The sequence below is a fragment of the Pantoea rodasii genome (assembly GCF_002095465.1).
Classification (GTDB): Bacteria; Pseudomonadota; Gammaproteobacteria; order Enterobacterales; family Enterobacteriaceae; genus Pantoea; species Pantoea rodasii.
This window is the reverse complement of record NZ_MLFP01000086.1, coordinates 655,245-679,492: the sequence shown is the minus strand read 5'-3', so window position 1 is coordinate 679,492 and position 24,248 is coordinate 655,245. Positions and strand designations below refer to the sequence as shown.

The 24,248-nt window shown below is 54.4% G+C and carries 16 protein-coding genes and 3 pseudogenes; 7 read left to right on the top strand and 12 right to left on the bottom strand.

The window, feature by feature from the left end; all coding sequences use genetic code 11:
• Positions 1-117: 117 nt before the first annotated feature.
• Together HA45_RS26535 and HA45_RS26530 are read right to left on the bottom strand one after the other, a co-directional pair.
• Positions 118-1,390: pseudogene (locus HA45_RS26535) on the bottom strand (MFS transporter).
• Entirely contained in the window at positions 1,387-2,808 is a 1,422-nt protein-coding gene (locus HA45_RS26530; protein ID WP_100700555.1) for a M20 family metallopeptidase, read from the bottom strand. Before HA45_RS26530 ends, HA45_RS26535 begins: the two are co-directional and overlap by 4 nt.
• A gap of 148 nt (positions 2,809-2,956) precedes the next feature.
• Here HA45_RS26530 and HA45_RS26525 point away from each other — a divergent pair, with 148 nt between their 5' ends.
• Positions 2,957-3,883: a LysR family transcriptional regulator gene (locus tag HA45_RS26525; RefSeq protein WP_100700556.1), complete on the top strand. Its 927-nt coding sequence runs from the start codon at positions 2,957-2,959 to the stop codon at positions 3,881-3,883.
• A 215-nt stretch (positions 3,884-4,098) separates the two neighbouring features.
• On the opposite strand, the gene HA45_RS26520 is transcribed toward HA45_RS26525, so the two are convergent.
• The gene (locus HA45_RS26520; protein WP_100700557.1) at positions 4,099-5,694 is read right to left on the bottom strand and encodes an ABC transporter substrate-binding protein; all 1,596 of its coding nucleotides are present in this window, start codon (positions 5,692-5,694) and stop codon (positions 4,099-4,101) included.
• Between the two features lie 113 nt (positions 5,695-5,807).
• Between HA45_RS26520 and pepT the strand changes: the two genes are divergently transcribed.
• Positions 5,808-7,034, top strand: a complete 1,227-nt coding sequence (gene pepT / locus HA45_RS26515) for a peptidase T (RefSeq protein WP_100700558.1) — start codon at positions 5,808-5,810, stop codon at positions 7,032-7,034.
• A 157-nt stretch (positions 7,035-7,191) separates the two neighbouring features.
• On the opposite strand, the gene HA45_RS26510 is transcribed toward pepT, so the two are convergent.
• Positions 7,192-7,971 (bottom strand): transporter substrate-binding domain-containing protein, encoded by a 780-nt coding sequence (locus HA45_RS26510; RefSeq protein WP_100700559.1) that lies wholly within the window; start codon positions 7,969-7,971, stop codon positions 7,192-7,194.
• A 14-nt stretch (positions 7,972-7,985) separates the two neighbouring features.
• Complete coding sequence (locus HA45_RS26505) at positions 7,986-9,152, bottom strand: methionine aminotransferase (protein ID WP_100700560.1); 1,167 nt, start codon at positions 9,150-9,152, stop codon at positions 7,986-7,988.
• Positions 9,153-9,278: 126 nt separating this feature from the next.
• On the opposite strand from HA45_RS26505, the gene HA45_RS26500 reads away from it, so the two are divergent.
• Entirely contained in the window at positions 9,279-10,160 is an 882-nt protein-coding gene (locus HA45_RS26500; RefSeq protein ID WP_100700561.1) for a LysR substrate-binding domain-containing protein, read from the top strand.
• Here the strand turns inward: HA45_RS26500 and HA45_RS26495 are convergent.
• Positions 10,118-11,794, bottom strand: coding sequence for a methyl-accepting chemotaxis protein (locus tag HA45_RS26495; RefSeq protein WP_100700562.1), 1,677 nt, complete (start codon positions 11,792-11,794; stop codon positions 10,118-10,120). The genes HA45_RS26500 and HA45_RS26495 overlap by 43 nt on opposite strands.
• Positions 11,795-12,007: 213 nt before the next feature.
• Positions 12,008-13,525 (bottom strand): carboxylesterase/lipase family protein, encoded by a 1,518-nt coding sequence (locus HA45_RS26490; protein WP_100701345.1) that lies wholly within the window; start codon positions 13,523-13,525, stop codon positions 12,008-12,010.
• Positions 13,526-13,718: 193 nt separating this feature from the next.
• Here HA45_RS26490 and HA45_RS26485 point away from each other — a divergent pair, with 193 nt between their 5' ends.
• Complete coding sequence (locus HA45_RS26485) at positions 13,719-14,153, top strand: DoxX family protein (protein WP_100700563.1); 435 nt, start codon at positions 13,719-13,721, stop codon at positions 14,151-14,153.
• A gap of 68 nt (positions 14,154-14,221) precedes the next feature.
• On the opposite strand, the gene hglS is transcribed toward HA45_RS26485, so the two are convergent.
• Both hglS and HA45_RS26475 read right to left on the bottom strand, forming a co-directional pair.
• Positions 14,222-15,559: a 2-oxoadipate dioxygenase/decarboxylase HglS gene (gene hglS / locus HA45_RS26480; RefSeq protein WP_100700564.1), complete on the bottom strand. Its 1,338-nt coding sequence runs from the start codon at positions 15,557-15,559 to the stop codon at positions 14,222-14,224.
• Between the two features lie 88 nt (positions 15,560-15,647).
• Positions 15,648-16,981, bottom strand: a pseudogene (locus HA45_RS26475) (MFS transporter).
• A 309-nt stretch (positions 16,982-17,290) separates the two neighbouring features.
• Between HA45_RS26475 and HA45_RS26470 the strand changes: the two are divergent.
• Positions 17,291-18,211 carry a LysR substrate-binding domain-containing protein gene (locus tag HA45_RS26470; RefSeq protein ID WP_100700566.1) on the top strand — a complete coding sequence of 307 codons (921 nt, stop codon included), beginning with the start codon at positions 17,291-17,293 and terminating at the stop codon, positions 18,209-18,211.
• Here HA45_RS26470 and smrA read toward each other — a convergent pair whose 3' ends face one another.
• Complete coding sequence (gene smrA, locus HA45_RS26465) at positions 18,212-18,778, bottom strand: DNA endonuclease SmrA (RefSeq protein ID WP_100700567.1); 567 nt, start codon at positions 18,776-18,778, stop codon at positions 18,212-18,214.
• A 297-nt stretch (positions 18,779-19,075) separates the two neighbouring features.
• Between smrA and fnr the strand changes: the two genes are divergently transcribed.
• A complete protein-coding gene (fnr, locus tag HA45_RS26460; protein WP_034830913.1) occupies positions 19,076-19,828 on the top strand; it encodes a fumarate/nitrate reduction transcriptional regulator Fnr in 753 nt (250 codons plus the stop codon).
• 118 nt (positions 19,829-19,946) lie between these two features.
• Positions 19,947-20,904, top strand: a pseudogene (gene uspE / locus HA45_RS26455) (universal stress protein UspE).
• A gap of 49 nt (positions 20,905-20,953) precedes the next feature.
• Here uspE and pntB read toward each other — a convergent pair.
• Together pntB and pntA are read right to left on the bottom strand one after the other, a co-directional pair.
• Entirely contained in the window at positions 20,954-22,342 is a 1,389-nt protein-coding gene (gene pntB, locus HA45_RS26450) for a Re/Si-specific NAD(P)(+) transhydrogenase subunit beta (RefSeq protein WP_100700569.1), read from the bottom strand.
• An 11-nt stretch (positions 22,343-22,353) separates the two neighbouring features.
• The gene (gene pntA, locus HA45_RS26445; protein WP_100700570.1) at positions 22,354-23,886 is read right to left on the bottom strand and encodes a Re/Si-specific NAD(P)(+) transhydrogenase subunit alpha; all 1,533 of its coding nucleotides are present in this window, start codon (positions 23,884-23,886) and stop codon (positions 22,354-22,356) included.
• Positions 23,887-24,248: the final 362 nt, after the last annotated feature.

The following is a 24,248-nucleotide window of genomic DNA, read 5'->3' as shown; positions in this document are numbered from 1 at the left end:
GTATCGTCATTGAGCGAAACCGGCGAGCTGTGCAATGGAGTGCACAGTCACGGATTGTCTAAGCTCTTTAAGCTGTTCGCTTTCGGGCAAGGAGCAAAGCTAATCCCCTCAACCGTTTTAAGCGATGCGCTTCTGGCTGCGCAGCAACGCTATCCCACTTAGCACCGACATCGCCATCAGGTAATAGCCTGGTGCGAGACTGGTGCCGGTAGCAGTAATCAGCAAGGTACAAATCAACGGTGCAAAACCACCAAATACCGTCACCGCGACGTTATAGCTGATCGCCATGCCGCTGGCACGGGTGCCAATTGGGAACAGATCGGCCATCACCGACGGTACCGTTGAGAAGTAGATCGATTTCAGCAGCGCCATCCAGCACACCAGAATAATCAATGTGGTTGGCGTGGTGTGATTCACCACCATCTTAAACGCGGGATAGATGGTGATGATCAGCATAATCAGCGAACCCCACATCAACGGCACGCGACCGACACGCTCTGCTAATAAACCCATCAGCGGCGTCACCACCGTCAGAATCACCCCCGCCAACAGCGTTGCGGTGAAGGCAACTGAACCCGGCAGATGCAGGTTTTAGTCGCATAAGTCGGCACATAGTTCAGCATGTAGTTCACGGCGGTGGAGATCACCATCAGGCCAATCGCCAGCAGCATCAGCTCTTTTTGACGTCCGAACAGACGTTTGAGCGGCGCGGCTTCGGGCGCCTGCGCTTCAAAGCTGGCAGGCTCATGCACGTGGCGACGAATATAAATCCCCAACGGACCAATCAGCAGACCAAAGGCAAACGGAACACGCCAGCCCCAATCCTGAATCTGACTTTCGGTGAGGATCTGTGTCAGTCCCAAGCCAAACGCCGAGGCCATCAGCGTGCTCGCGCCTTGCGTGGCAAACTGCCAGCTGGCGATAAATGCCCTGCGCTCCGGGAAATGCTCGACCAGAAACGCCGTTGAGCTACCGAATTCACCACCTGCTGAGAAGCCCTGTACCAAACGCGCCAGCAGAATCAGCAGCGGCGCAATCAGGCCAATACTGCCATAGCTCGGCATAAAGGTGATCACCGCGCCGCCCAGCATCATCAGGTTAATCGACAGCAGTAACGCCTTTTACGTCCGTGGCGGTCTGCATAGTTACCCAGCACAATCGCGCCCAACGGACGGATCAAAAAGGAGACGCCGAAACTGCCAAACGTCAGCAGCATCGACACCGACGGATCGCTGGTCGGGAAGAACGCATGCGCAATGTAGCTGGCGAAGAAGCCGTACACCGCAATATCAAACCACTCCAGCGCGTTGCCGATACAGGTAGCAAACAACGTTTTATGCAGATTCGGTTTGGTGCTGCTCAATGGGGCAGTCGTGTTAAGCGTGCTCATGCGGCACCTCCGGCGTGTTTGCGGTGTTTAGCCACCAGCTCGCTGCCCTGCTCGCCCAAATCCCACAGCAGTCCGGTCATGATTTGCAGACCTTCACGCGCAATCGATTTCAGCATGTGCTCGTTAACACCATGCTGGCCGCAGGCCGGATAGGAGTGCGGCACCCACAAGGTTGGCAGGCCGAGGATCTCCGAGAACACTTCGTTGGGCAGTGAACCGCCCAGATTCGGCAGCAACGCCGGTTTTTTGCCGCTGGTTTCAGCCATGCTCGCCAGCACCCAATCCACCAAGGGATCGGTAGGATCGAGTCGCGTGGCCGGTGAACCGCGCATAAACTCCACTTTTACGTAGCCAAAACCGTGCTGCGCCAGGTGCTCACTGACATGCTGCGCGAGGTTTTCCCAATCGGTGCCGACCACAAAGCGCAGCTGACACACTGCCGTGGCTTCGCCGGGAATGGCGTTCATCGGACGCGCAGGATTACCGGTCAGGAACGCCAGCACTTCCAGCGTATTCCAGCCGTAGAGTCTTTCTGTCGGAGAGAGCGTTGGTTCGCCCCAGGTGGTATCAATCTCTGGATCGCCCGGCATCCCGCCCACTTCAATATCGCTGAGAATATCGCGCACTTGCTGAGTGAGGGAGTTGGGTTTCAACGCCTCAACCTGCAGCACGCCTTTGGCGTTCACCAGGCACGCAATCGCGTTGGCAAGTTGAGTACCTGGGTTGGTCAGCAAACCGCCCCAGTTACCGGAGTGATACGCGTTGTCGCGTGCGGTAACGGTAAGACGAAAGTTAACCGCCCCCCTTGAACCGAGAAACAGCGTGGGACGTACCGCATTGAGACGTGGGCCATCAGAGGCGATAAACAGATCGGCTTTCAGCAGTTCTGCATGGTGCTGACACAGCTGCGCGAGGCCCGGCGAACTGATCTCTTCACCCATCTCAAACAGCATTTTGCAGTTGAATCCGAATCGTCCACCGCGTGCCTTGAACACCTGTTCCAGCGCAGCAAGGTTAACGCAGTGCTGGCCTTTGTTATCCGCGCTGCCACGTGCGTACCAGCGATCGCCCTCTTCCACCAACTGCCACGGCGATAAGCCTTCACGCCAGTTTTCGTCGTCACCGAACACCACATCGCCATGGCCGTAGCTCAGCAAGGTCGGCAGTGCAGGATCTTCGATGCGTACCGCCACGAGGAACGGTCGATGGGCAGCTTCAGGGTTGTCGATAAAGTGCAGCGTGAACCCCAGCGCGATCAGCTGTGGGCCAATCTCATCCTGCAGGTAACGCTGTAATTCGCTATCACGATCCTGGCGCTGGCTTTCGGTGCGTTGTGCGACACGCCGCGCCAGTATTTGTTGGAACTCCCCGCTGTCGAACCAGGCGGTGGCTTGCTGTACCGCGTGTTGTGCTGTCATGTTTGCTTGTCTTTTATTGGAATTATCGTTTTGTCATCTTTACGGAAACGTTGCTTTGCCACAATTATCAATTTATCGAGTATGATTTGCTTTTATGGCAAAGCTCGGCTGCCCGATTTCGAGGCATGCACCAGTATGAGGCATCCGCATGTTAAGCAATGAAGTGCGCTATTTTCTGGCTGTCGCGAATACCGGTTCGCTGAGTGCGGCGAGCGAACAGCTCTTTGTCGCCGTCTCAGCGATCAGTCGCCAGATTCAACGACTGGAAAACCAGGTGGGCGTTCCGCTGTTTGCACGCCACGCGCGCGGCATGGTGCTAAATGAAGCCGGAGAGATTTACGCCCACCACGTACGTAAAAACATGCTCGATATGGAGCACGCCCTGGCAGAAATCAAAGGGTTGAAAGCGGTGCGCCGCACGTTGATTCGCGTGGCCTGTACCGATGGATTGGCCTTTACTCTGCTACCACGCATGATTGCGGCGTTTCGTGAGGACAATCCCGGCGTGCTGTTTGATATCAAAGTGGCGAGCACGCAACGAGTTGCCGAGTTACTGCGCAGCGGAGAATGTGACCTGGCATTGCAATTCAGTTTGCATGCCGAGCGCGGCGTTGATGTGATCGGATCGTGGCCCGCCCCCGTGTTGTTGGTGATGCATCAGACGCATCCGCTGGCCAATGCGTCTCAGGTCACGCTCACGGATATCAGCCACTATCCGCTGGCCTTACCGCAGCAAAATACCACGGTGCGTCAGCTGTTTGAGTTGGCGAGCCATATGAGCGGCAATCTGATTGAGCCCGTCATAACCTGCGATACCTTCTCGACGCTGTTCCACTTTTTGCTGCGCACACCGCTGGCCGTGACGATTTGCAGCGCCTTTACGGTGTTGCACGATGCGGAAACCCATGGATTGATATTGCGCTCAGTAGGGATAGATCAGTTGAGCCAACGTAATTTGCAGCTGCAGGCGCAATCAGGGCGACCACGCAGTGCCGCCCTGAATGTGTTTTTGCAGTTTTTACAGCTGCAGTTGAGTGCATTGGAAGAGCCGTTGCGTCAACGCTGGAAACCGTAACTCACATCGCACTTCCAATCCAAAATGCCGCCTTTAAGTGTAATGCTCGTCAGTTAAACGACGGGTGATAACGCAGTCTGGTGCCTTACAGGGGCTGGCCCGCACTCCAACGTCCTCACCTAAACGAAAAAAGCTGCCACTTTTACAGTGACAGCCTTTGCTGATATGGCCTTAACTGACAAGCATTACGCCTTTAGGCGGCACATTGCCCGTCATCAATTCTTAATATCGACCGGATAGAAAATGTGTTTGCCAAACGGATCGACGCTGTAACCTGTTACCGTTTTGCGCACCGGCTCGAAAATCGTCGAATGGGCGATCATCACCGCAGGCACCTGGTCATGCATCATCTGCTGCGCTTCACGATACAGGGTGACGCGCTTGTCGTGGTTTTGTTCGCCGCGCGCTTCGGTGATGATCTTCTCGAACGGCTGGTAGCACCATTTTGATGAGTTAGAGCCGCCGTTTGCCGAAGTGCAGCTGTAAAGCGGGCCGAAGAAGTTATCCGGATCGCCGGTCGCCGTGGTCCAGCCCATCAGTGCTGCCTGATGCTCGCCGCCTTTCACGCGTTTAAGGTATTCACCCCACTCATAACTGACGATGTTGGCTTTGATGCCCACCTGTGCCCAATCGGCCTGAATCATCTCCGCCATTCGTCGCGCGTTCGGGTTATAAGGGCGCTGAACCGGCATTGCCCACAGCGAGATTTCGGTGCCTGGCTTAATCCCGGCTTCCTGCAACAGCGCTTTGGCTTTCTGCGGATCATAATCGTAATCTTTCAGATCCTTATCAGCGCTCCAGACATCCGGCGGCAGAATATTTTTCGCCACCGTGCCGGTGCCTTTGAAGATCGCGTCAATAATCGCCTGCTTGTTAATCGCCATCGCCAGCGCCTGGCGGACTTTGACGTTATCCAGCGGCGCTTTGGTGGTATTGAACGACAGGAAACCAGTATTGAGTCCCGACTTCTGTTCCAGCGTCATGTCCGGATTGGTGCGCATTTTTTCCAGATCGGCCGGATTGGGGAACGGCATAATCTGGCACTCGTTTTTCTCCAGCTTGGCATAGCGTACTGAGGCATCTGGCGTAATGGAGAAGACGATGCGATCCAGTTTCGCTTTGCCCTGCCAGTAATCCGGGAAGGCTTTATACAGGATGCGAGAGTCTTTTTGGTATTGCACCAGTTCAAATGGACCGGTGCCGATAGGCTCCATATCCACCTTCTCTGGCGTACCGGCTTTTAACATCTGGTCAGCATATTCTGCAGAGTGAATCGAGGCGAAGTACCACGCCAAATCCGCGAGGAACGGCGCTTCCGCATGTGCCAATGTGATGCGCACCGTGCTGTCGTCCACCTTCTCGATGCTCTTAATCAGCTTCGCCAGTTCCAGACTGTCGAAATTGCTGTAGTTGCCACCCGAGACATTATGGTAGGCATTTTTAGGATCCATCTGGCGCATAAACGAGAAAATCACATCGTCGGCATTCAGGTCACGCGACGGTTTGAACAGCTTGTTGCTCTGAAACTTGACGCCCTTACGCAAATGGAAGGTGTATACCGTGCCGTCCGGGCTGATATCCCAGCTCTCTGCCAGGCTTGGCACCAGTTCAGTGGTCCCCGGCTTGAAGTCCACCAGACGGTTGAAAATCGGCACTGCGCTGGCATCCACGCTGGTTCCCGAGGTGTACAGCTGTGGGTTGAAGTTCTCAGGAGAGCCTTCTGAACAGTAAACCAGCGTCTTGGCCGAAACACCGCCCGCCATCGCTAAGCACAACGCGCTGAGTGTGAACTTTGCCATCATCTTTTTCATTGTGACCCTCGTTTTTATTGACTTCCATGAGCCAGCATCGGTATGTATTGATAAATAACACGATTTATCCGAGGTGTGTAATGCACATCGCGCAAAGCCAATAAGGAAATGTGATGACAGACCAACTCGCTCGCCAACTGACTCAGCGTTTTTATCGTTATCTGGCGGTTTCCAGCCAGAGCGATGCCAAATCCACCACGCTGCCCAGCACGCCTTCACAACATGCGATGGCAGAATTGCTGGCGCAGGAACTGCGTGAACTGGGGCTGCAGGATATCGTTATCGATCAGCACGCCACGGTGACGGCAGTGAAACCCGGTAATCGTCCTGATGCGCCGCGCATCGGCTTTATCACTCACATCGATACCGTGGATGTGGGCTTGTCTGCGGATATCCATCCGCAAACCCTGACGTTTAACGGCGACGATTTGTGCCTTAACGCTCAGCAGGATATCTGGCTGCGCGTAGCGGAACATCCTGAGGTTGCGCCTTATCACGGTCAGGAAATTATCTTTAGCGATGGCACCAGCGTGCTCGGCGCCGACAACAAGGCGGCGGTGACGGTGGTCATGACGCTGATGGAGAATCTGAAAGGCGATCATGGCGACATCGTGGTGGCATTTGTACCGGATGAAGAGATTGGGCTGCGCGGCGCGAAAGCGCTGGATTTGGAAACCCGCTTTAACGTCGATTTCGCCTGGACCATCGACTGCTGTGAGCTGGGTGAAGTGGTGTATGAGAACTTTAATGCCGCGGCGGCTGAACTGGTGTTTACCGGCGTGCCGGCGCATCCGATGTCCGGCAAAGGCGTGCTGGTTAATCCGTTGTTGATGGCGCATGACTTTATTTCACGCTTCGACCGCCTGGCCACGCCGGAACATACCGAAGGGCGCGAAGGCTATATCTGGTTTAACGATATCAATGCCAACGCCAGCCGTGCGGTGCTTAAGGCCTCGATTCGCGACTTTGATTTGCAAGGGTTCGATCAGAAAAAACAGCAGTTGGTGGAAGTGGCGGATGAAATTGCCGCGCGGTATCCGACGGGACATGTCGCACTCACCATTAGCGATACCTACAGCAATATCAGTAATGCAGTGGGTGAAGACCGTCGCGCAATTGATTTGATTTTCGCTGCACTCGAACAGGTCGGTGTTGAGCCAAAAGTGATCCCGATGCGTGGGGGAACAGATGGTGCGGCGTTGTCGGCCAAAGGATTGCTCACACCGAATTTCTTTACCGGCGCGCACAATTTCCACTCACGCTTTGAGTTTTTGCCGGTGCCATCGTTTGTGAAGTCGTATCAGGTGGCAGAAGCGCTGTGTTATCTGGCGGCGAAGTAAGCAAGATCTTCATCGGTGCAGTCAGGTCCAGGGCCTGACTACCGCTGAGTGGCTATGCCACCTAGTCCGGCATAAACAAAAAGGCTGCCATTAATGAGAAATGGCAGCCTTATTTCAATCCGTTTTCAACGAAGCCGCGCCAGTGTGGCGCTTGATATTATTTCGCTGCGGTCACATCAATACCTGGGAAGAATTTGGCCGCCAGTTTGGTGATGGTGCCATCCGCCTGAACTTTGGTGATAGCCGCATCCAGTTCACCTTTCAGCCTGGCATCGCCTTTACGCAGACCAAAACCGATACCCGAACCGAGGATGGTGTCATCTTCAACCGCTTTACCAACGAAGGCGAAACCTTTGCCCTGTGGCTTATCGAGGAAACCAGACTGACCGGCCGCAGACATCACCAGCGTGCCGTCAAGGCGGCCCGCGACCATGTCGTTATACACCTGATTCTGATCCTGATAAGAAGTCACGGTTACGCCCTGCGGCTCCCAGTGCTTCTTCGCGTAGGTTTCCTGGATTGAACCCTGCAGTACGCCGATGTTTTTGCCTTTCAACGATTCCGCCGTTGGCAGGAGTTTCTCACCCTGTTTCACGATCAGCATGGTTGGAATACGGTAGATTGGCTTGGTGAAGTCGATGTTTTTGGCGCGCGCTTCGGTGATGTTCATCGCCGAGTTAATCGCATCAAACTTTTTCGCCTGCAGTGCCGGGATCAGCGCATCAAAGCTGCTTTCCACCCACTTACAATCGAAGTTACCCACCTGGCAAATGGCTTTACCCAGTTCGATATCAAAGCCTTCCAGTTCGCCCTGTGCGTTGCGGCTCTCGAATGGAGGATATTGTGATTCCAGACCGTAGCGTAAGGTTTCCTGCGCCAGCGCGTGCGCCGAAGTCAGCATGCCCAGAGCCACAAACAGTGCGTTTAACTTTTTCATTATTCTTCCCCTAATTACCCTTTAACCCGACACAGCGCTTCCGCGCCAGCCTGCAGTGTTGCGTCGTCTTTCGCGAATGACAGGCGAATTAATTTATTGTCAGTGCCGTCCATATAAAACGCCGACAACGGAATGGTGGCCACACCGTGATCGACGATGAGACGTTTTACCATTTCACTGTCGCTTTCGTCACTGAAATGTCCGTAACTGGCCAACATAAAGAAGGAGCCAGCGCTCGGCAGCAGCTTAAACGGCGAATCCTGCATCAACGCCAGCAAACGATCGCGTTTTTCCTGATAGAACGGCGACAGCTGCAGGTAGTTTTGCGGATTCTGCAGATAGTGCGCAAAACCCACCTGCATCGGCGTGTCAGCGGCATACATCATGAACTGATGCACCTTCACAATCTCTTCCATCAGCGCGGCCGGGGCCAGCGCATAACCGACGCGCCAGCCGGTGACGTGGAAGGTTTTGCCGAAAGAGGAAACGATCACGCTGCGCTGTGCCAATTCCGGGTGCGTTGCCATGCCGCAATGGGCACGACCATCAAACAGAATATGTTCGTACACTTCATCGGACAGCACCACGATATCCGTGTTACGGGTTAAGGCAGCCAGCTGTTCCAGATCGGCCGGCGTCAGCACCTGCGCACTCGGGTTGTGCGGCGTGTTGATGATGATCATGCGGGTGCGGGGCGTAATGGTGGCGCGCAGTTCATCCCAGTTGATCGCAAAATCCGGCACCTGCAATTTCAGGCCAATCGGGGTTGCGCCCTGTAAACGCACCACCGGCGCATAGCTATCAAACGCCGGCTCGAAGAAGATCACCTCGTCGCCAGGGTGCACCAGCGCGGAAATCGCCATGTAAATCCCCTGGCTGGCGCTGCCGGTGATCAACACTTCGCTGCCTGCATCGTATTGCTGGCCGTAAAGCGTCTCGACTTTTTCGGCCAGTGCTTCGCGCAGCGCTGGCAAACCGGTCAGGGAGGCATATTGGTTATGACCTTCGCGCATGGCTTTGCTGACCAGTTCCACCAGATGCGGGTCACACGGGAAGTTCGGCGCGCCCTGTGACAGATTGATCGCTTTATGTTGCGCCGACAACTGGCCGATGACGCTGAATATCGTCGTGCCGACATCGGGCTGTTTGGAAGAGATGTTAACACTGCTGTTCAAGGTCATCGTTGCTCCACAATGTTGCATAACCACGTAAGGAAAATAGATTTCTATTCAACGGGGAGTTGCTTGAGTCGACAAGCGAATTGTTGTCATAATAGCCATGATCAAAAATCATAGCTTGAGGTCATTATGTCCCGCTCCGCGCTACCGTTGAATGCCATCCATGCTTTTCTGGTCACCGCTCGCCATCTCAACCTGACGCACGCGGCCAGTGAGTTATGCATCACGCAAGGGGCGGTGAGCCGTAAAATCGCCACGCTGGAAAGCTGGCTGGGATTTCCATTATTTGCGCGCCATGCACGCGGGCTGCACCTCACCGGGCAAGGTGCCGCGTTGTTACCCGAACTGCAGCAGGGTTACACCCTGCTGGTCAATGCCACCGAAAAAGCCAGCCGCAGTAATGCCTCAATTCGCCTGAAAGCACCCACCTGCGCCATGCGCTGGCTGGTGCCGCGTTTAGTGGCGCTGGAGCAGCAGCGTCCGGAGATTCACGTGGCGCTGACCACCACGCTGGATCATGGCTCGCAGTTAGAAAATTATGATGCGGCGATTGTTTTCGGCACGCCACCAGCGGGTTCGATTCGTTTATTCGATGAGCGATTAACGCCGGTTTTCGGCAGTCATGTCACTCCGCCTGCGCGCGTCAGCGATCTGGCGAAATTCACTTTTTTACATCCCACTCATGATGCACGAGACTGGCAACTGTGGCTCGCGGCGCAATCGGATGAGGTGAATATGGCTCGTAATCAGCATTTCGCCACCATGGATTTAGCCATCAGCGCGGCGATTCAGGGTTTTGGTGCAACGGTAGCGGATGTGACGCTGGTGCAGAATGACCTGGTGAATGGACGTTTGATTGCCCCGTTTGCCGATTGTGTGGCCACCGGGGCAGCTTACAGCTTGTTACAGCGAGAGGAGCATAATGCACCACCGTTCCTGCCGGAACTGGTGGCGTGGTTGTGTCAGCCTCAGAACGAAACCCACTCATCGGCGCTGGCCGACTTCGAATGAACCGCTGGTGCACCGCTTAGCACCGGGCGGCGCAGAACGGCGCTGGCTGGCGCGGTCTGGACTTTGCTCACTGGCGCACTATCCGACAGACGGAATTTCGCCACCGAAGCCTGCAACTCTTGCGTTTGACGCTCCAGCGCACTGGCGGCCGCAGAAACCTGCTCCACCAGCGAGGCGTTCTGTTGGGTCACGCTGTCCATTTCCGTCACCGCAGTTCCGACCTGCGAAATACCTTTGCTCTGCTCTTCAGAGGCGGCCGCGATATGCTTCATGATCTCATTGACGTCCTGCACCGACTTGAGAATATCGTTCATGGTGCTGCCGGCGCTGCTGACCAGCGCCGAGCCTTTATCAACGCGTTGTACTGAATCTTCGATCAGCGTGGCGATCTCTTTCGCCGCCCCGGCACTGCGCTGTGCCAGATTGCGCACTTCGCTCGCCACCACCGCAAAGCCACGCCCTTGTTCGCCCGCGCGCGCGGCTTCAACGGCAGCATTCAGCGCCAGGATGTTGGTCTGGAAGGCTATGCTGTTGATCACGTTGGTGATCTCCGCGATTTTCTTCGAGCTGCCAGAGATGCCTTGCATCGTGGTGACCACTTCACCCACCAGTCGGCCACCCTGCTGTGCGGTGCCGGTCGCGGTTTCCGCCAGCGTGCTGGCCTGACGTGCGTTATCGGCGTTGAATTTCACGGTGGCAGTGAGCTGTTCCATGCTGGCCGCCGTTTGCTCCAGCGCGGCGGCTTGCTCTTCGGTGCGTGAGGAAAGATCGTTATTGCCTGAGGAGATTTCTGCCGCGCCGCGATAGATATTCTCAGTCCCGCTGCGAATGGCGCTCACCGCTTCACGCAGACTGTCTTGCATCGCGCGCAGCAGCGGCACAAGTTTGCCGACGCAGTTGCGGCCAAAATCTTCCACGGGCTGGCTGAGATCGCCCTGCGCGATCACGGCAAAATGGTTACGCACGCGTTCCAGCGGTTTCACCAGCATCGCCACCAGATAACGGTCGGTGAACAGCAGTATCACCAAGCCGAACACCACCGCAACCAGGATGATGATTTTGGTAATGTTGGTGAGTTTATCGACGGTAACGCGCGTGTCATCCAGCTTGATACCTGCGGCCTTGTTGAACGCTTCAGCACTGGTGCCAAAGGCGCGGCTCAAGCCGGGCGTCACATTATTCGCCTGCGTACGATACGCCTCAACGGTGCCCTGCTGGGCCAGCGAAACCTGCGGGGCGATGCCCTCATCCAGTAGTTTCTGCCAACTGGCGATGACACTGTTGGCGGTATCACTGTCCATCGGACCCGGTGCCATGGACTTAAACTGCGTCAGCTGCGCCTTCATACTGTCCAGCGCCTGCTGCACCGGTGCAAATGCATCCGCACCTACTGCCGCACCGGATGCGCGTCCTTCCATCACGCGGGACAACCGCGTCACCACACGAAAATATTGGTCGTTGCCTTTGCTCAGTACCGTCATCTGATTAACCAGTTCACGGTCAATCTCATTCCCGTCGCCCAGGGCATTGAGCGAATGAACGCTAAATAACCCGACAGCACACCACAGCAGGCAGAACAGCCCGAGAATGGTCAGCATTACGGCGCGAATAGTGAAGTTTTTTAAGATTCCCATACATAATCCCTTGGTGTGAAACGCGAAGGAGGCCCGATAAAATAGGGCATATTGCGTTTATCGGCAGTGGATGGGGAAAATGTAACGGTTTAATAAGCTAATTAATTGCTGTCTGCTTAACCGGGATAGGAAATGTTGTTGCAGTTAATCAATGGATTAGCCTGGAGTTTGGCTTAAAAAATGGTTTGCACAGTTTCATCATTAGCCTGCTCATCAAAGCTTCACGTGGCTGCGCATCATCAGCCGGAACAAACGCAGTCGCCCACGCATAAAACGCGGCTTCAATACCGATTGCGGTTTACCCTGATGGCCGAAGGCTAAGGTCAGGTCTTCGCGTGGTCGCCACACGGGCCATTCAACCTCGCCCTGCAGCTGGGCACTAAACGCATTGGCATCACGCGCGAAGGTGACCCAATAGGTGCTGACCATCGCGGCAAACGCCTGATCGACTGCGGTGTAAGCGCGCTCCGCTGGCGGTTTTAGCGTGGTCAGCGTGTTGAATACGTAGGGGATTTCGTTACCGTGCCAGGTGCCATGCGGATACAGGTCGCGCGCGTTCTCGGAAACATAATCAAACCAGTAGCGCCATGCTGGCATACCAATACTGTGCTGTGACTGCGCCACCAGCAGCGGCACTACCGTGAACGCCATGTCGCGCGCCACCGCCCGGCCGAGCAGCGTATCGTCGTGGATATCGTACAGCCACTTCATCAGGCTATAGCTCAAGCGGCTTTTGCTGCGCATTTGCTTGAGCACCGCTGCCGCATCCACACCAAAATAGTCCAACACGCTGGCTTCATCGCTATTACTTCCTACCATCAAAGGAATGCGATGCTGTTTACCGGCCATAAAGGTAGCGAGCATCGGTTTCGGCAGCACCGCATCACCGCTGATCGCTACCGGTCCTAATCCTAACGGACGTTGCAGCGGCCAGAACTGATCGGCGGGCAGTTGGCGAAGCTGTTCGGCAGTGGCACTCTCCGGCAGACCAAAATGCGCGACGACCTGTTTGCCAATCTGCTGGGCTTTTTTGCGGGGAACATCCGGTAAGCTGTAGGCGCTCTGAACAATGCCTTTATGGAACAGGCCTTCTGCCAGCGGAGAGCAGCACAGCGACAACACACTGCGCGCACCGGAAGACTCGCCAAACAGCGTGATGTTATGGCGATCGCCACCAAAAGCCGGGATGTTGCGCTGAATCCACTGTAGCGCGGCGATTTGATCTAACAGCGCGAAGTTGTTAACCACCGCCTCTTCCGGATATTCGGCATCCAGTGCGGGATGGGCGAAGAAACCAAAGTGACCAAGACGATAATTAAGCGTCACCACCACCACGCCCTGCGCAGCTAACGCTTTGCCGCGATAGGGATCGAGATTGCCCGCACCGATGGTAAATCCCCCACCATGCAGCCACACCATCACCGGCAATGGACGAGAGGGCTCAACGTCTGGCGTCCAGATGTTCAGGTACAGACAATCCTCACTGAACCGGCCCGGATCGCCACCACCGGCCGCCACGCAATAATCCCGACTTTGCCAGCTGGCATTACCCCATTGCGTAGCATCACGCACTTCCTGCCATGGCGTTACCGGCTGGGGTGGACGCCAGCGTAGCGCATCCACCGGCGGTGCGGCGTAAGGTATTCCCTTGAAGACAAAAAGATCATCGTCAATCAGGCCTCTGAGTTCACCCTCCGCGGTCATGATCCTCAGACGTCGTTCATTTTTCATCTCGGGTTCCCAGATCAAGCATGGTTCCATTATTTGCAGGCCTTGAGCGAATGTCCATGTTCCGAAAGCATTTGCAGATTAAGCCGAATATGCCTTCGATCCATTGAACAACACCATCAAATTTTTTTGGCTAACCCTGGCATGGCAAATTGTTTTAAGGTTGCAAGTTAACCTGGCGAGACGGAGAAGTGCGATGTTTGGTGGAATCAACCAGATGTTTAATCGGATGAGCGATCACCCGGACTTCGGTAAACTGCTGTTGCGTCTGACATTTGGCGGCCTGCTGTTGTTTCATGGCGAATTTAAAGTGATGCATGGCGTCGACTGGATCGCTCACATGCTGGCCGTTAAAGGGATGCCAGGTTTCATCGCTTACGGTGCTTACATCGGGGAAATAGTGGCACCTGTGATGGTGATCATCGGTTTAATGACGCGCCCTGCGGCCTTCATTATTGCGGTGAACATGATTGTTGCGACACTGCTGGTAAAAATGGGCGCGGTTTGGCATCGCACTGATGTTGGCGCCTGGTCTCTGGAAACAGAGGCGCTTTATCTGCTTGGCGCACTCGCCATCATGTTTTTGGGTGCCGGGAAGTACACGCTGGTGCGTGATTCGCGCCTGCAATAATAAATAGAAGAAAATAAGCCGGTCTGCTGAAGTGGTTATGCCACTTCACAGACCGGCTTTCTTTTACGTTATCGGATACCGCACCGTTCCAGACTGCGCTGCTGCATCTGCTGATACAGCGCCATTTCATCCAGCACTGCTGTGCCTAATGCCGTCTCAAAATCTGCCCGACTGGCATTGCCTGCGCTGCGCGCTTGCGCGACATCACCGAGGTTCGACTGAAATATGCCCGCTGCACTGACCGGCAGGAAATCTTCATACACCATCGGCTCTGCCTGCACGCGCCCTGCGGCAAGCAGTTGCTTTAGCGTTTCACCCGCTTGTGGGGGATGCTGAATGCCTTGCTCTGTCAACCGGTAGCGGAACCACGCCAGCGCCTGGTTGCGAAGCGTTTCTTCATCATCAGGGAAATCCCTAAACACCGCACTGAGATGTTGCTGGTGATGCTGATTATCGCTGCCGGTGCCCGCTTCCGCTAACAAACGGTCGTAAAGCATGCGTCCTTTTGGCGTCAGTGCTGCGCCACGCTGCTCAATCTCGCCAAAGCGCGCCGTGTGAGTACCCGGCGTACCGTCATTAAAATGCACCGCCTCTTCCAGCGCTTTAAAACTGGTTTGGCGCAACAGGATCGGCACCTCGCGCCGCGGCGGCCCTTCAATCAAGGTTTTGGGTTCGATACCACGCGTCGGCATTAGCGTCTGCACGCGATCGATATCCAACGTGCGAGGCGTCAGATGGTTAATGTGGCAGCCGCGGAAGCACACCACATCGGCAATCAAACGATGCTGCTGACTCAGAGCGCGATAGGTCACGCTATCCACCGTGGTCTGCGCATGCCAGCGGAAGGTTTCCAGCGCCTCTTTAACAAAAATCGCGGCATCGGCGGCCGTTAACCCTCCCTGCTGCTGATGCTGTGTGATCAAGGCGCGGCAGCCAGGCGTGAAGATATCGCGCGCGGCTAAAATTGCGGCGGCGCGTGCGCGCAGGTCATCGTCGTCAATCAGTTCCAGACGCAACAGTGAGGTAAAAACGCGGAAAGGATTGCGGCGCAAGGCACTGTCGGTTACCGGACGAAAAGCGGTGGAGTGCACGGGGACGCCCGCCTGCGACAGATCATAATATCCCACCGGTTCCATCCCCATCACCGCAAACATTTGACGCAGCGTGCTGAGTTCTTCGGCGGTTCCGACGCGAATGGCACCGTGACGTTCTACGCTCAAACGACTCAGTTCATCGGCAGCCGCCAGGCGGTTTTTCAGCGCGGGATGCGCTTCCAGCGTGCGTTCATTCACGGCGGTGACCAGTTGCGTCAGGGTGCCATATTGCGGCACTTCCTGCTGATACATATTGGACATGGCTTGAGAGAACAGCGTGCGGATGGCATCGCTGGTGAGAAAGTTTTCCATGGTCATCACCTCGGCGTTAAGGGTTGTTGCTAATGTAGATCAACCCTTTATCGCCGTGGAGGAATTTCGTGGAACTGTGATCGCCCTTTCACTCAATGCGCTGCGACGCGTCACCAAAACGACATTTCAGAGCCAGCATAATGGTGGTCAACACCGCCGGTATGGCTAAAAGCAGGAAGATCTGGCTGAACGACCAGCCAAGTGACAAAAGCTCTGCACCGACAAAAGCACTCATGATTGCCCCGACGCGTCCGACACCGTGCATCCAGCTGGAGCCCGTCGCGCGCGCATGCGTAGGGTAATAGCTGGCCGAGAGCGCATTCATACCGGTGTTGGCACCATTGAAGCAGAAGCCGCTGAAGAAGGCGATGGCACTCATTATTCCGACTTCTGCCGGCGAAAACCCCAAAGCGACGATGGCAATACCGCCGCAGAAGTAGATCACCGCCAGGGCAATATTGGCGTTGATGCGATCCATTAGCCATCCGGCAAACAGGGAACCCACGGTACCGCCCGCCTGATACATGGCGGTGACAATCGCCGCTTCCGTCACCGACATGCCGAGGGTGTTAATCAGCGATGGCATCCAGCTGCCGATCAGGTAGACGAGGAACAGCCCCATAAAGTAGCCGCCCCACAGCATCAGGCTGCCAAACAAATAGCGCCGGGACACCACGGTCGCCACCGCACCTCGTCTGACGGCCACCGGTTCCACCGTTTGATAGTGGCTGTCAGGCTCAACCACACCGGGCAACATGCGATCCAGAATCGCATGGATTCGCGCCGCAGGTGCACGGCGACTAATGAGAAAACGTACCGATTCAGGTAAACCGCGCAGCAGAAAGGGCAAAACAATCAGCGGCAACACACCACCCATTAACATCACCGAATGCCAGTCATATCGAGGCAGCAGCCAGGAGGCCGCAAAACCACCCGACGCGGCACCAAAGGTAAAGCCACAGAACACCACGGTGATAATAAAGGAGCGACGACGCTCTGGCGCATATTCAGCCACCAGCGTTCCCACGTTGGGCATCGCGGCACCCAGACCGAGGCCGGTGAGAAAGCGGAACAACATCATCTGATCGATGTTTTGCGCCATGGCGGTGGCCAGCGTCCACAGACCAAAAATCCAACGCTAAGCAGGATCATGACCCGTCGCCCATAGCGGTCGGCCAGCGGTCCGGCCACCATTGCGCCCAGTGCCAGACCAATCAGTGCGGCGCTGATGACCATGCCCAGCTGATGGTTAGTGACTCCCCAGCTGGCTTTAAGCGTCGGCGCGATAAAGCCCATCAGCGCAATGTCCATACCGTCCAGCGCCACCACGATGAAGCACAGGGCAATCAGGCGTTTTTGCCAACGGCTAAGCGCACTCTGATTGATCAGCTGGCGGACATCTACGGCTTCAACGGTGGTCACGGATCAACTCCTGCATGTTCATCGTGTAATCATCAGTTTTGGTAAAAAAACGGCGCTAATGATAGCTCATCGTTAACAATAACGGGCAGGATTTTTGAATGTAACTGAGAATTATTCAAATTTTGCGAGATTAAGCATTTGATATTACAACAGGTGATAATTTACGGAGGGAGCACATTTATCAATATTCGTTTAACTACAGAGAGTTAGGCTTTTGGGTGTTTTTGTTAATATAATTTTGCAGTGAAGTTAACATAATTCCAGTTTGCCGGTTGCCGCCGAGCAGTAAAAGTCATTATGTTGAAGGTTATGGACAAAAATATCCTTTTCAATCAGCGCATTCGCTTGCGCCATTTGCACACCTTTGTTGCGGTCGCGCAGCAAGGGACTTTGGGGCGCGCGGCAGAAACGCTGAATCTCAGCCAACCCGCACTCTCTAAAACCCTTAATGAGCTTGAAGAACTGGCCGGTGCACGTCTGTTCGAACGTGGGCGCCTCGGTGCACAGCTGACCACCCTTGGTGAACAATTTCTGATTCATGCAGTGAAAGTGCTGGATGCGCTAAATCACGCGGGTCAGAGCTTTAACGCCCCGCAACCGGGCCGTCCGGTCGTGATTCGGCTGGGCGCGCTGACCACCGCTGCGATGGGCATGCTGCCACAGATTCTCGACCGTTTTCATGAGCAACAACCGAACACTACCGTTCAGGTCGCCACGTTGCACAATAATGTCCTGCTGGCCGGGCTGCGCGCCGGTGAGTTTGATATCGGTATTGGACGCATGGCAAACAGTGAGATGATGGCTGGCCTGACCTATGAGCTGTTATTCGTGGAATCACTGAAACTGGTGGTTCGACCGGAACATCCACTACTTAGTGACAATGTCACGTTATCCCGCGCCATGCAGTGGCCGGTGGTGATATCGCCGGAAGGCACTGCACCGCGTCGTATTGCACAACATATGCTGGATGAACAAGGCTGTTCACTGCCCGCTAACTGCGTGGAAACCTCTTCCACTTCACTCGCACGTCAGTTGGCGTTGCGTTATGACTACGTGTGGTTTGTGCCGTCAGGTGCCATTAAAGAAGATCTTAGTCATCACGCTGTTGCCGCCCTGCCAATCAACTCGCCAGGGCCGGGTGAACCTGTGGGCATCATTACCCGTAGCGGCACCCCGCTCAGCCTGAGCGCTGAAGTCTTAATGGCGACCATTCGTAAATTCCATACCTGATTAACGGCTGCGTTTGGCGTGACGCTCGCGATTATCCTGTCGCGCCTCATCGGTTTTTCTTAAGCTGACATACAAAGCCCCGGCACCGCCGTGTTGGGGTTGCGCCACGCAGAAGCTCTGAACTTCATCGAACTGCGGCAACCAACGCGCCACATAGCTGCGCACGATATTGGCATGAGATTCATCATCACGGCCTTTGCCATGAATGATTAACAAATTGCGTAATCCCTGTTTTCGCGCCTGCAGCATAAAACTGAACAGCGCCTGGCGGCAGGTTTCCACAGGCTGCCGCAGCAGATTCAAGCTGGCCTCCGGTGGATATTTGCCTAAACGCAATTTATCCAGCACGCCCTGTTGTATCCCTTCAGTTGTATATTCCAATGGCGTCGTTAACGGGACGATATCGAGGAAGCCGCGCGTCAGGAAGTTTTCCTGTTCATCACCTGCTCGTGGCGGTCGGGGTTCCTTGGTGGAAGGTGCACGTAGCCATTGGGTGTTGGCGCAATCTTTGAGTGGCGTTACATCGCCCATGGCATCCCGGAAAAGGTCTTCATCGTCAAGGTTCATGGTTTGTTCTCACGCCTGGTGGTTTGCTGAGCGCAAAATTTCTGTCCAAAGCAAAAGAGTAGCAAAGGATATTTGGCATCACATCTGTCACTTTTTGCGTCATAACAGGTTACGAGCCATTGTAAACAGTGGCAAGAAAACGTTCCAGATCAAGAAACGGCGTAAAGGCCAACCTGCGCAGACACTGGTATACCTGACGTTAGTGGGGTTTTAACGATTAATACTGCTCGGATGAGTTCCCTTAACGCGTAAAAATGTTAAAATTGACCGCAGTCAATAATCATCGAGCGTAACTATATGATCCCGGAAAAACGCAGCATTCGACGTATTCAGTCAGGCGGTTGTGCCATCCATTGTCAGGATTGCAGTATCAGCCAATTGTGCATTCCCTTCACGCTGAACGAGCACGAGCTGGATCAGCTGGATAATATTATTGAGCGCAAAAAGCCCATTCAAAAAGGCCAGACGCTGTTCAAAGCCGGTGATGAATTGAAATCGCTTTATGCTATCCGCTCCGGCACCATCAAAAGCTACACCATTACTGAACAGGGTGACGAACAAATTACCGGCTTCCATCTGGCGGGTGATTTAGTCGGTTTTGACGCCATTGTTGGCGCGCACCATCCTAGTTTTGCTCAGGCACTTGAAACCGCCATGGTTTGTGAGATTCCGTTTGAAACCCTTGACGATCTCTCCGGTAAAATGCCCGCACTGCGCCAGCAGATGATGCGTTTAATGAGCGGTGAGATCAAAGGCGATCAGGACATGATTCTGCTGTTGTCTAAAAAGAACGCCGAAGAGCGCCTGGCGGCGTTTGTCTGGAATCTGTCACGTCGCTTCGGTCAACGTGGTTTCTCACAGCGTGAATTCCGTCTCACCATGACACGTGGCGACATTGGTAACTATTTGGGACTAACCGTAGAAACCATTAGTCGTTTGCTGGGCCGCTTCCAGAAAAGTGGCATGCTGGCGGTAAAAGGCAAATATATCACCATTGAAAACCATGCTTTGCTGGCAGAACTGGCGGGTCAGACTGAACAAGCCGCATGATGTTAAGCCGGGTTGATAAATGTTATTTTATTGATCCGGCAACAACTTTTCCTCTTCTGCCCTGCGCAAACTTAGGCTATCTTTAATCCAACTTGCTTTGGTTTGAGGAGATTGCCTTATGTCCCGGTACCAAAATATTCTGGTCGCGATTGACGCCCAACAGGATGATCAGCCCGCGCTGCGTCGTGCGGTTTATCTGAATCAACGTATCGGCGGAAAAAATCAAAGCTTTCCTGCCTATCTACGACTTCTCCTACGAAATGACTACCCTGCTGTCCCCTGATGAGCGTTCCAACATGCGCAAGGGTGTGATCAGCCAACGCACAGAGTGGATCCGCCAGCAGGCCCACGCCTATATTGAGGCCGGGGTAGAAATTGATATTAAAGTGGTGTGGCATAACCGTCCCTACGAGGCGATTATTCAGGAAGTGATGGCGCATCAGCACGACTTAGTGCTGAAAATGGCCCATCAGCACGATCGCCTGGAAGCTGTGATTTTTACGCCTACCGACTGGCATCTGCTGCGTAAATGCCCTTGCCCGGTGTGGATGGTGAAAGATCAGCCCTGGCCGGAAGGTGGCCGAGCCGTGGTGGCGGTCAATCTGGCCAGTGAAGAACCGCATCATGATGAGTTAAATCAGAAGTTGATTCGTGAAACGGTGCTGCTGGCCGACATGGTGAATCACACTGAGGTGCATCTGGTGGGTGCCTATCCGATTACGCCCATCAATATCGCGATTGAACTGCCCGACTTTGATCCCAGCGTTTACAACGATGCCATTCGTGGCCAGCATTTAGTGGCGATGAAAGCACTGCGGCAGAAATTCTCTATCGGCGAAGAATTTACCCATGTGGCGAAAGGTTTGCCGGAGGAAGTGATTCCGGATATCGCTTTGCATTTGGAAGCCGGGATTGTGGTGCTCGGCACCATTGGCCGTACCGGTCTCTCTGCGGCTTTCCTCGGCAACACCGCAGAACAAGTTATCGATCATTTACGCTGCGATTTACTGGCGATCAAACCAGACGATTTCAAATCGCCGATTGATTATGATGACGAAGAAGACGCCGACGATTAAAACAATAAAGGCGACCAGATGGTCGCCTTTTTTTTCAATCGAGTGACGATTACAACGCGCGCAGGATACCTTCTACACTCGCTTTAGCATCACCAAACAACATTTGCGTGTTGTCCTTAAAGAACAGTGGATTCTGCACGCCAGCGTAACCGGTGTTCATGGAACGCTTGAACACGATCACGTTCTGCGCTTTCCACACTTCCAGCACTGGCATACCGGCAATAGGGCTACGTGGATCTTCTTGCGCCGCCGGGTTAACGGTATCGTTGGCACCGATCACCAATACGGTATCCGTCTCGCTGAAATCATCGTTAATCTCGTCCATCTCCAGTACCACATCGTACGGCACTCGCGCTTCCGCAAGGAGTACGTTCATGTGTCCTGGCAGACGCCCTGCCACCGGATGGATGCCAAAGCGCACTTTGATGCCACGTGCACGAAGCTTCTCGGTGATTTCCGCCACCGGATACTGCGCCTGCGCCACCGCCATGCCGTAGCCTGGGGTGATGATCACTGACGTTGACCCTTTCAGCAGCTCCGCCGTATCTTCCGCGGTGATCTCACGATGTTCACCCTCTTCTTCACTTTCGCCACCGACGCTGACGTCAGTACCAAAGCCACCCGCGATAACGCTGATGAACGAGCGGTTCATCGCCTTACACATAATGTAGGACAGAATCGCACCTGAAGAACCAACCAGCGCACCGGTGACAATTAGCAGGTCATTGCTGAGCATAAAGCCCGCCGCCGCTGCCGCCCAACCGGAGTAGGAGTTCAGCATGGAAACCACCACTGGCATATCTGCACCGCCAATCGAGGCCACCAGATGCCAGCCGAACACCAATGCGATCGCCGTCATCAGCAACAGCGCCACCACTTGTGAAGCGGTGCTATCCGTCTGCACAAACCACAGCATCAGCAGGAAGGAAACCACCAGTGCAGCGAGATTCATTTTGTGGCGATGCGGCAACATCAGCGCTTTGGAAGAAATCTTACCGCGCAGTTTACCAAACGCCACGAGAGATCCGGTGAAGGTCACTGCACCAATGAAGATGCCAAGGAACACTTCGGTCAGATGGATATTTTCCATCACTGCCGGCAGGCCTGGCGCGTGGTCGAGGTAGCTGTTGAAGCCCACCAGCACCGCTGCCAAACCCACGAAGCTGTGCAAAATCGCCACCAGCTCCGGCATTTCGGTCATTTCGACTTTCTTCGCCAGACGCACGCCAATCGCACCACCGATGACCATCGCCAGCAGGATCCACGCAACGTTGCCGCTGTTAGGGCCGAAGATTGTCGCCAACAGCGCAATCGCCATGCCGCTGATGCCAAAGATATTACCCTGCTTGGACGTCTCATGTTTAGAGAGGCCGCCAAGGCTGAAAATAAACAGAATTGCGGCAACAATATATGCTGCAGTCACTAATCCGCCAGACATGGTGAAACCCCTTAATTCTTACGAAACATTTTCAGCATGCGCTGGGTGACGGTGAAACCACCGAAGATATTGATGCTGGCAATCAGTACGGCAACGAAGGCAAGGAACGTCACCCAACCACCGTGGCCCATCTGCAGCACCGCGCCCACCACAATAATGCCGGAAATGGCATTAGTGACGGACATCAACGGGGTATGCAATGCATGACTGACGTTCCACACCACGTAGTAACCGACGACGCAGGAGAGCGCGAAGACGGTGAAGTGGGACAGGAACTCAGGTGGCGCGACGTTGGCGAGGCAGGCAAACAGCACCACCGCCAGAGCCAGCAGCAGATACTTGCGCCATGGCGAGACCGGTTTAGTCTCCACTTTGACTTTTGGCTCGATGGCAGCCTGCGTGGCTTTCGGCGCAGCAGATACCTGAATTGGCGGTGCTGGCCAGGTGACTTCGCCTGCACGAATCACCGTCACGCCGCGAACAACCACATCTTCAAAGTCGACGGTGATTTCACCGTTCTTCTCTTTGCACAGCAGTTTCAGCAGGTTAACCAGGTTTGTGCCGTACAGCTGAGAGGATTGGGTCGCCAGACGGCTAGGCAGATCGGTGTAACCGATAATTTTCACACCGTTGGAGGTGAGCGTAACCTGATCGGCCACGGTCAAATCGCAGTTACCGCCGGTTGCTGCCGCCAGATCGACAATCACGCTACCCGGCTTCATGCTGGCAACCATTTCAGCGGTAATCAGCTTCGGTGCCGGTTTGCCTGGGATCAGTGCAGTGGTCACGATGATATCGACTTCTTTAGCCTGCGCAGCAAACAGCGCCATCTCGGCCTCAATAAAGGCTTCAGACATCACTTTGGCATAGCCATCACCGCTGCCGGCTTCTTCTTCAAAGTCCAGTTCAAGGAACTCAGCGCCCATACTCTGCACTTGTTCTTTTACTTCTGGACGGGTATCAAACGCACGCACGATCGCACCGAGGCTGCCCGCTGCGCCAATTGCGGCCAAACCTGCCACGCCCGCGCCGATGATCATGACCTTGGCCGGGGGGACTTTACCCGCTGCCGTAATTTGACCGGTAAAGAAGCGTCCGAATTCATGCGCAGCTTCGACAATGGCACGGTAACCCGCGATGTTTGCCATCGAACTCAGCGCATCCAGTGACTGGGCACGGGAAATACGCGGTACGGAATCCATCGCCATGACGGTGACGTTGCGCGCCGCTAATTTCTCCAACAGGGCCGGATTTTGCGCAGGCCAGATAAAGCTCACCAGCGTACTGCCTGCACGCGTCAGTTCAATTTCCCGATCGTCTGGCGCATTCACTTTCAACACAATGTCAGATTGCCAGACATCTTGCGTGGTGCTGATGGTGGCACCGGCGGCGATAAAGCTTTCGTCATCAAAGCTGGCACGAATACCAGCGCCCTGCTCGACAGTGACGCTGAATCCCAGCTTGATCAGTTGCTCAACGGTCTTGGGCGTAGCGGCGACGCGCGACTCGTTGGCTAACCGCTCTTGGGGTATCCCAATTAACATACTGTTTCCTTTCAACAATTAAAGGATGAGGTTCTGTAAGTGGCACAAGCCCATAAGGCTGAAACAGCGTTTCAGCTTTTTATGAGCAAAATGCGCAATGTAACAAAGTCTTTATAACCTACTGAAAATGTGAAAAGTGATCCACAGCGATAACGCACACTTATGACATTCACTCAAATATTCAGATGCAAAGAATGAATGCCACCTTTTGCCACTAGTTTTCTGCCGTTATAAAAAATAATCTGCTGCGCAGAATCGTGTCATGTCGAATTAAGTGTTTTAAAAAACCTTTAATTAACAATGCATTAACTATTATGGCACTATGTGTTACCACAATAAGTGGTAAGCCGGTCAAAAAAAGC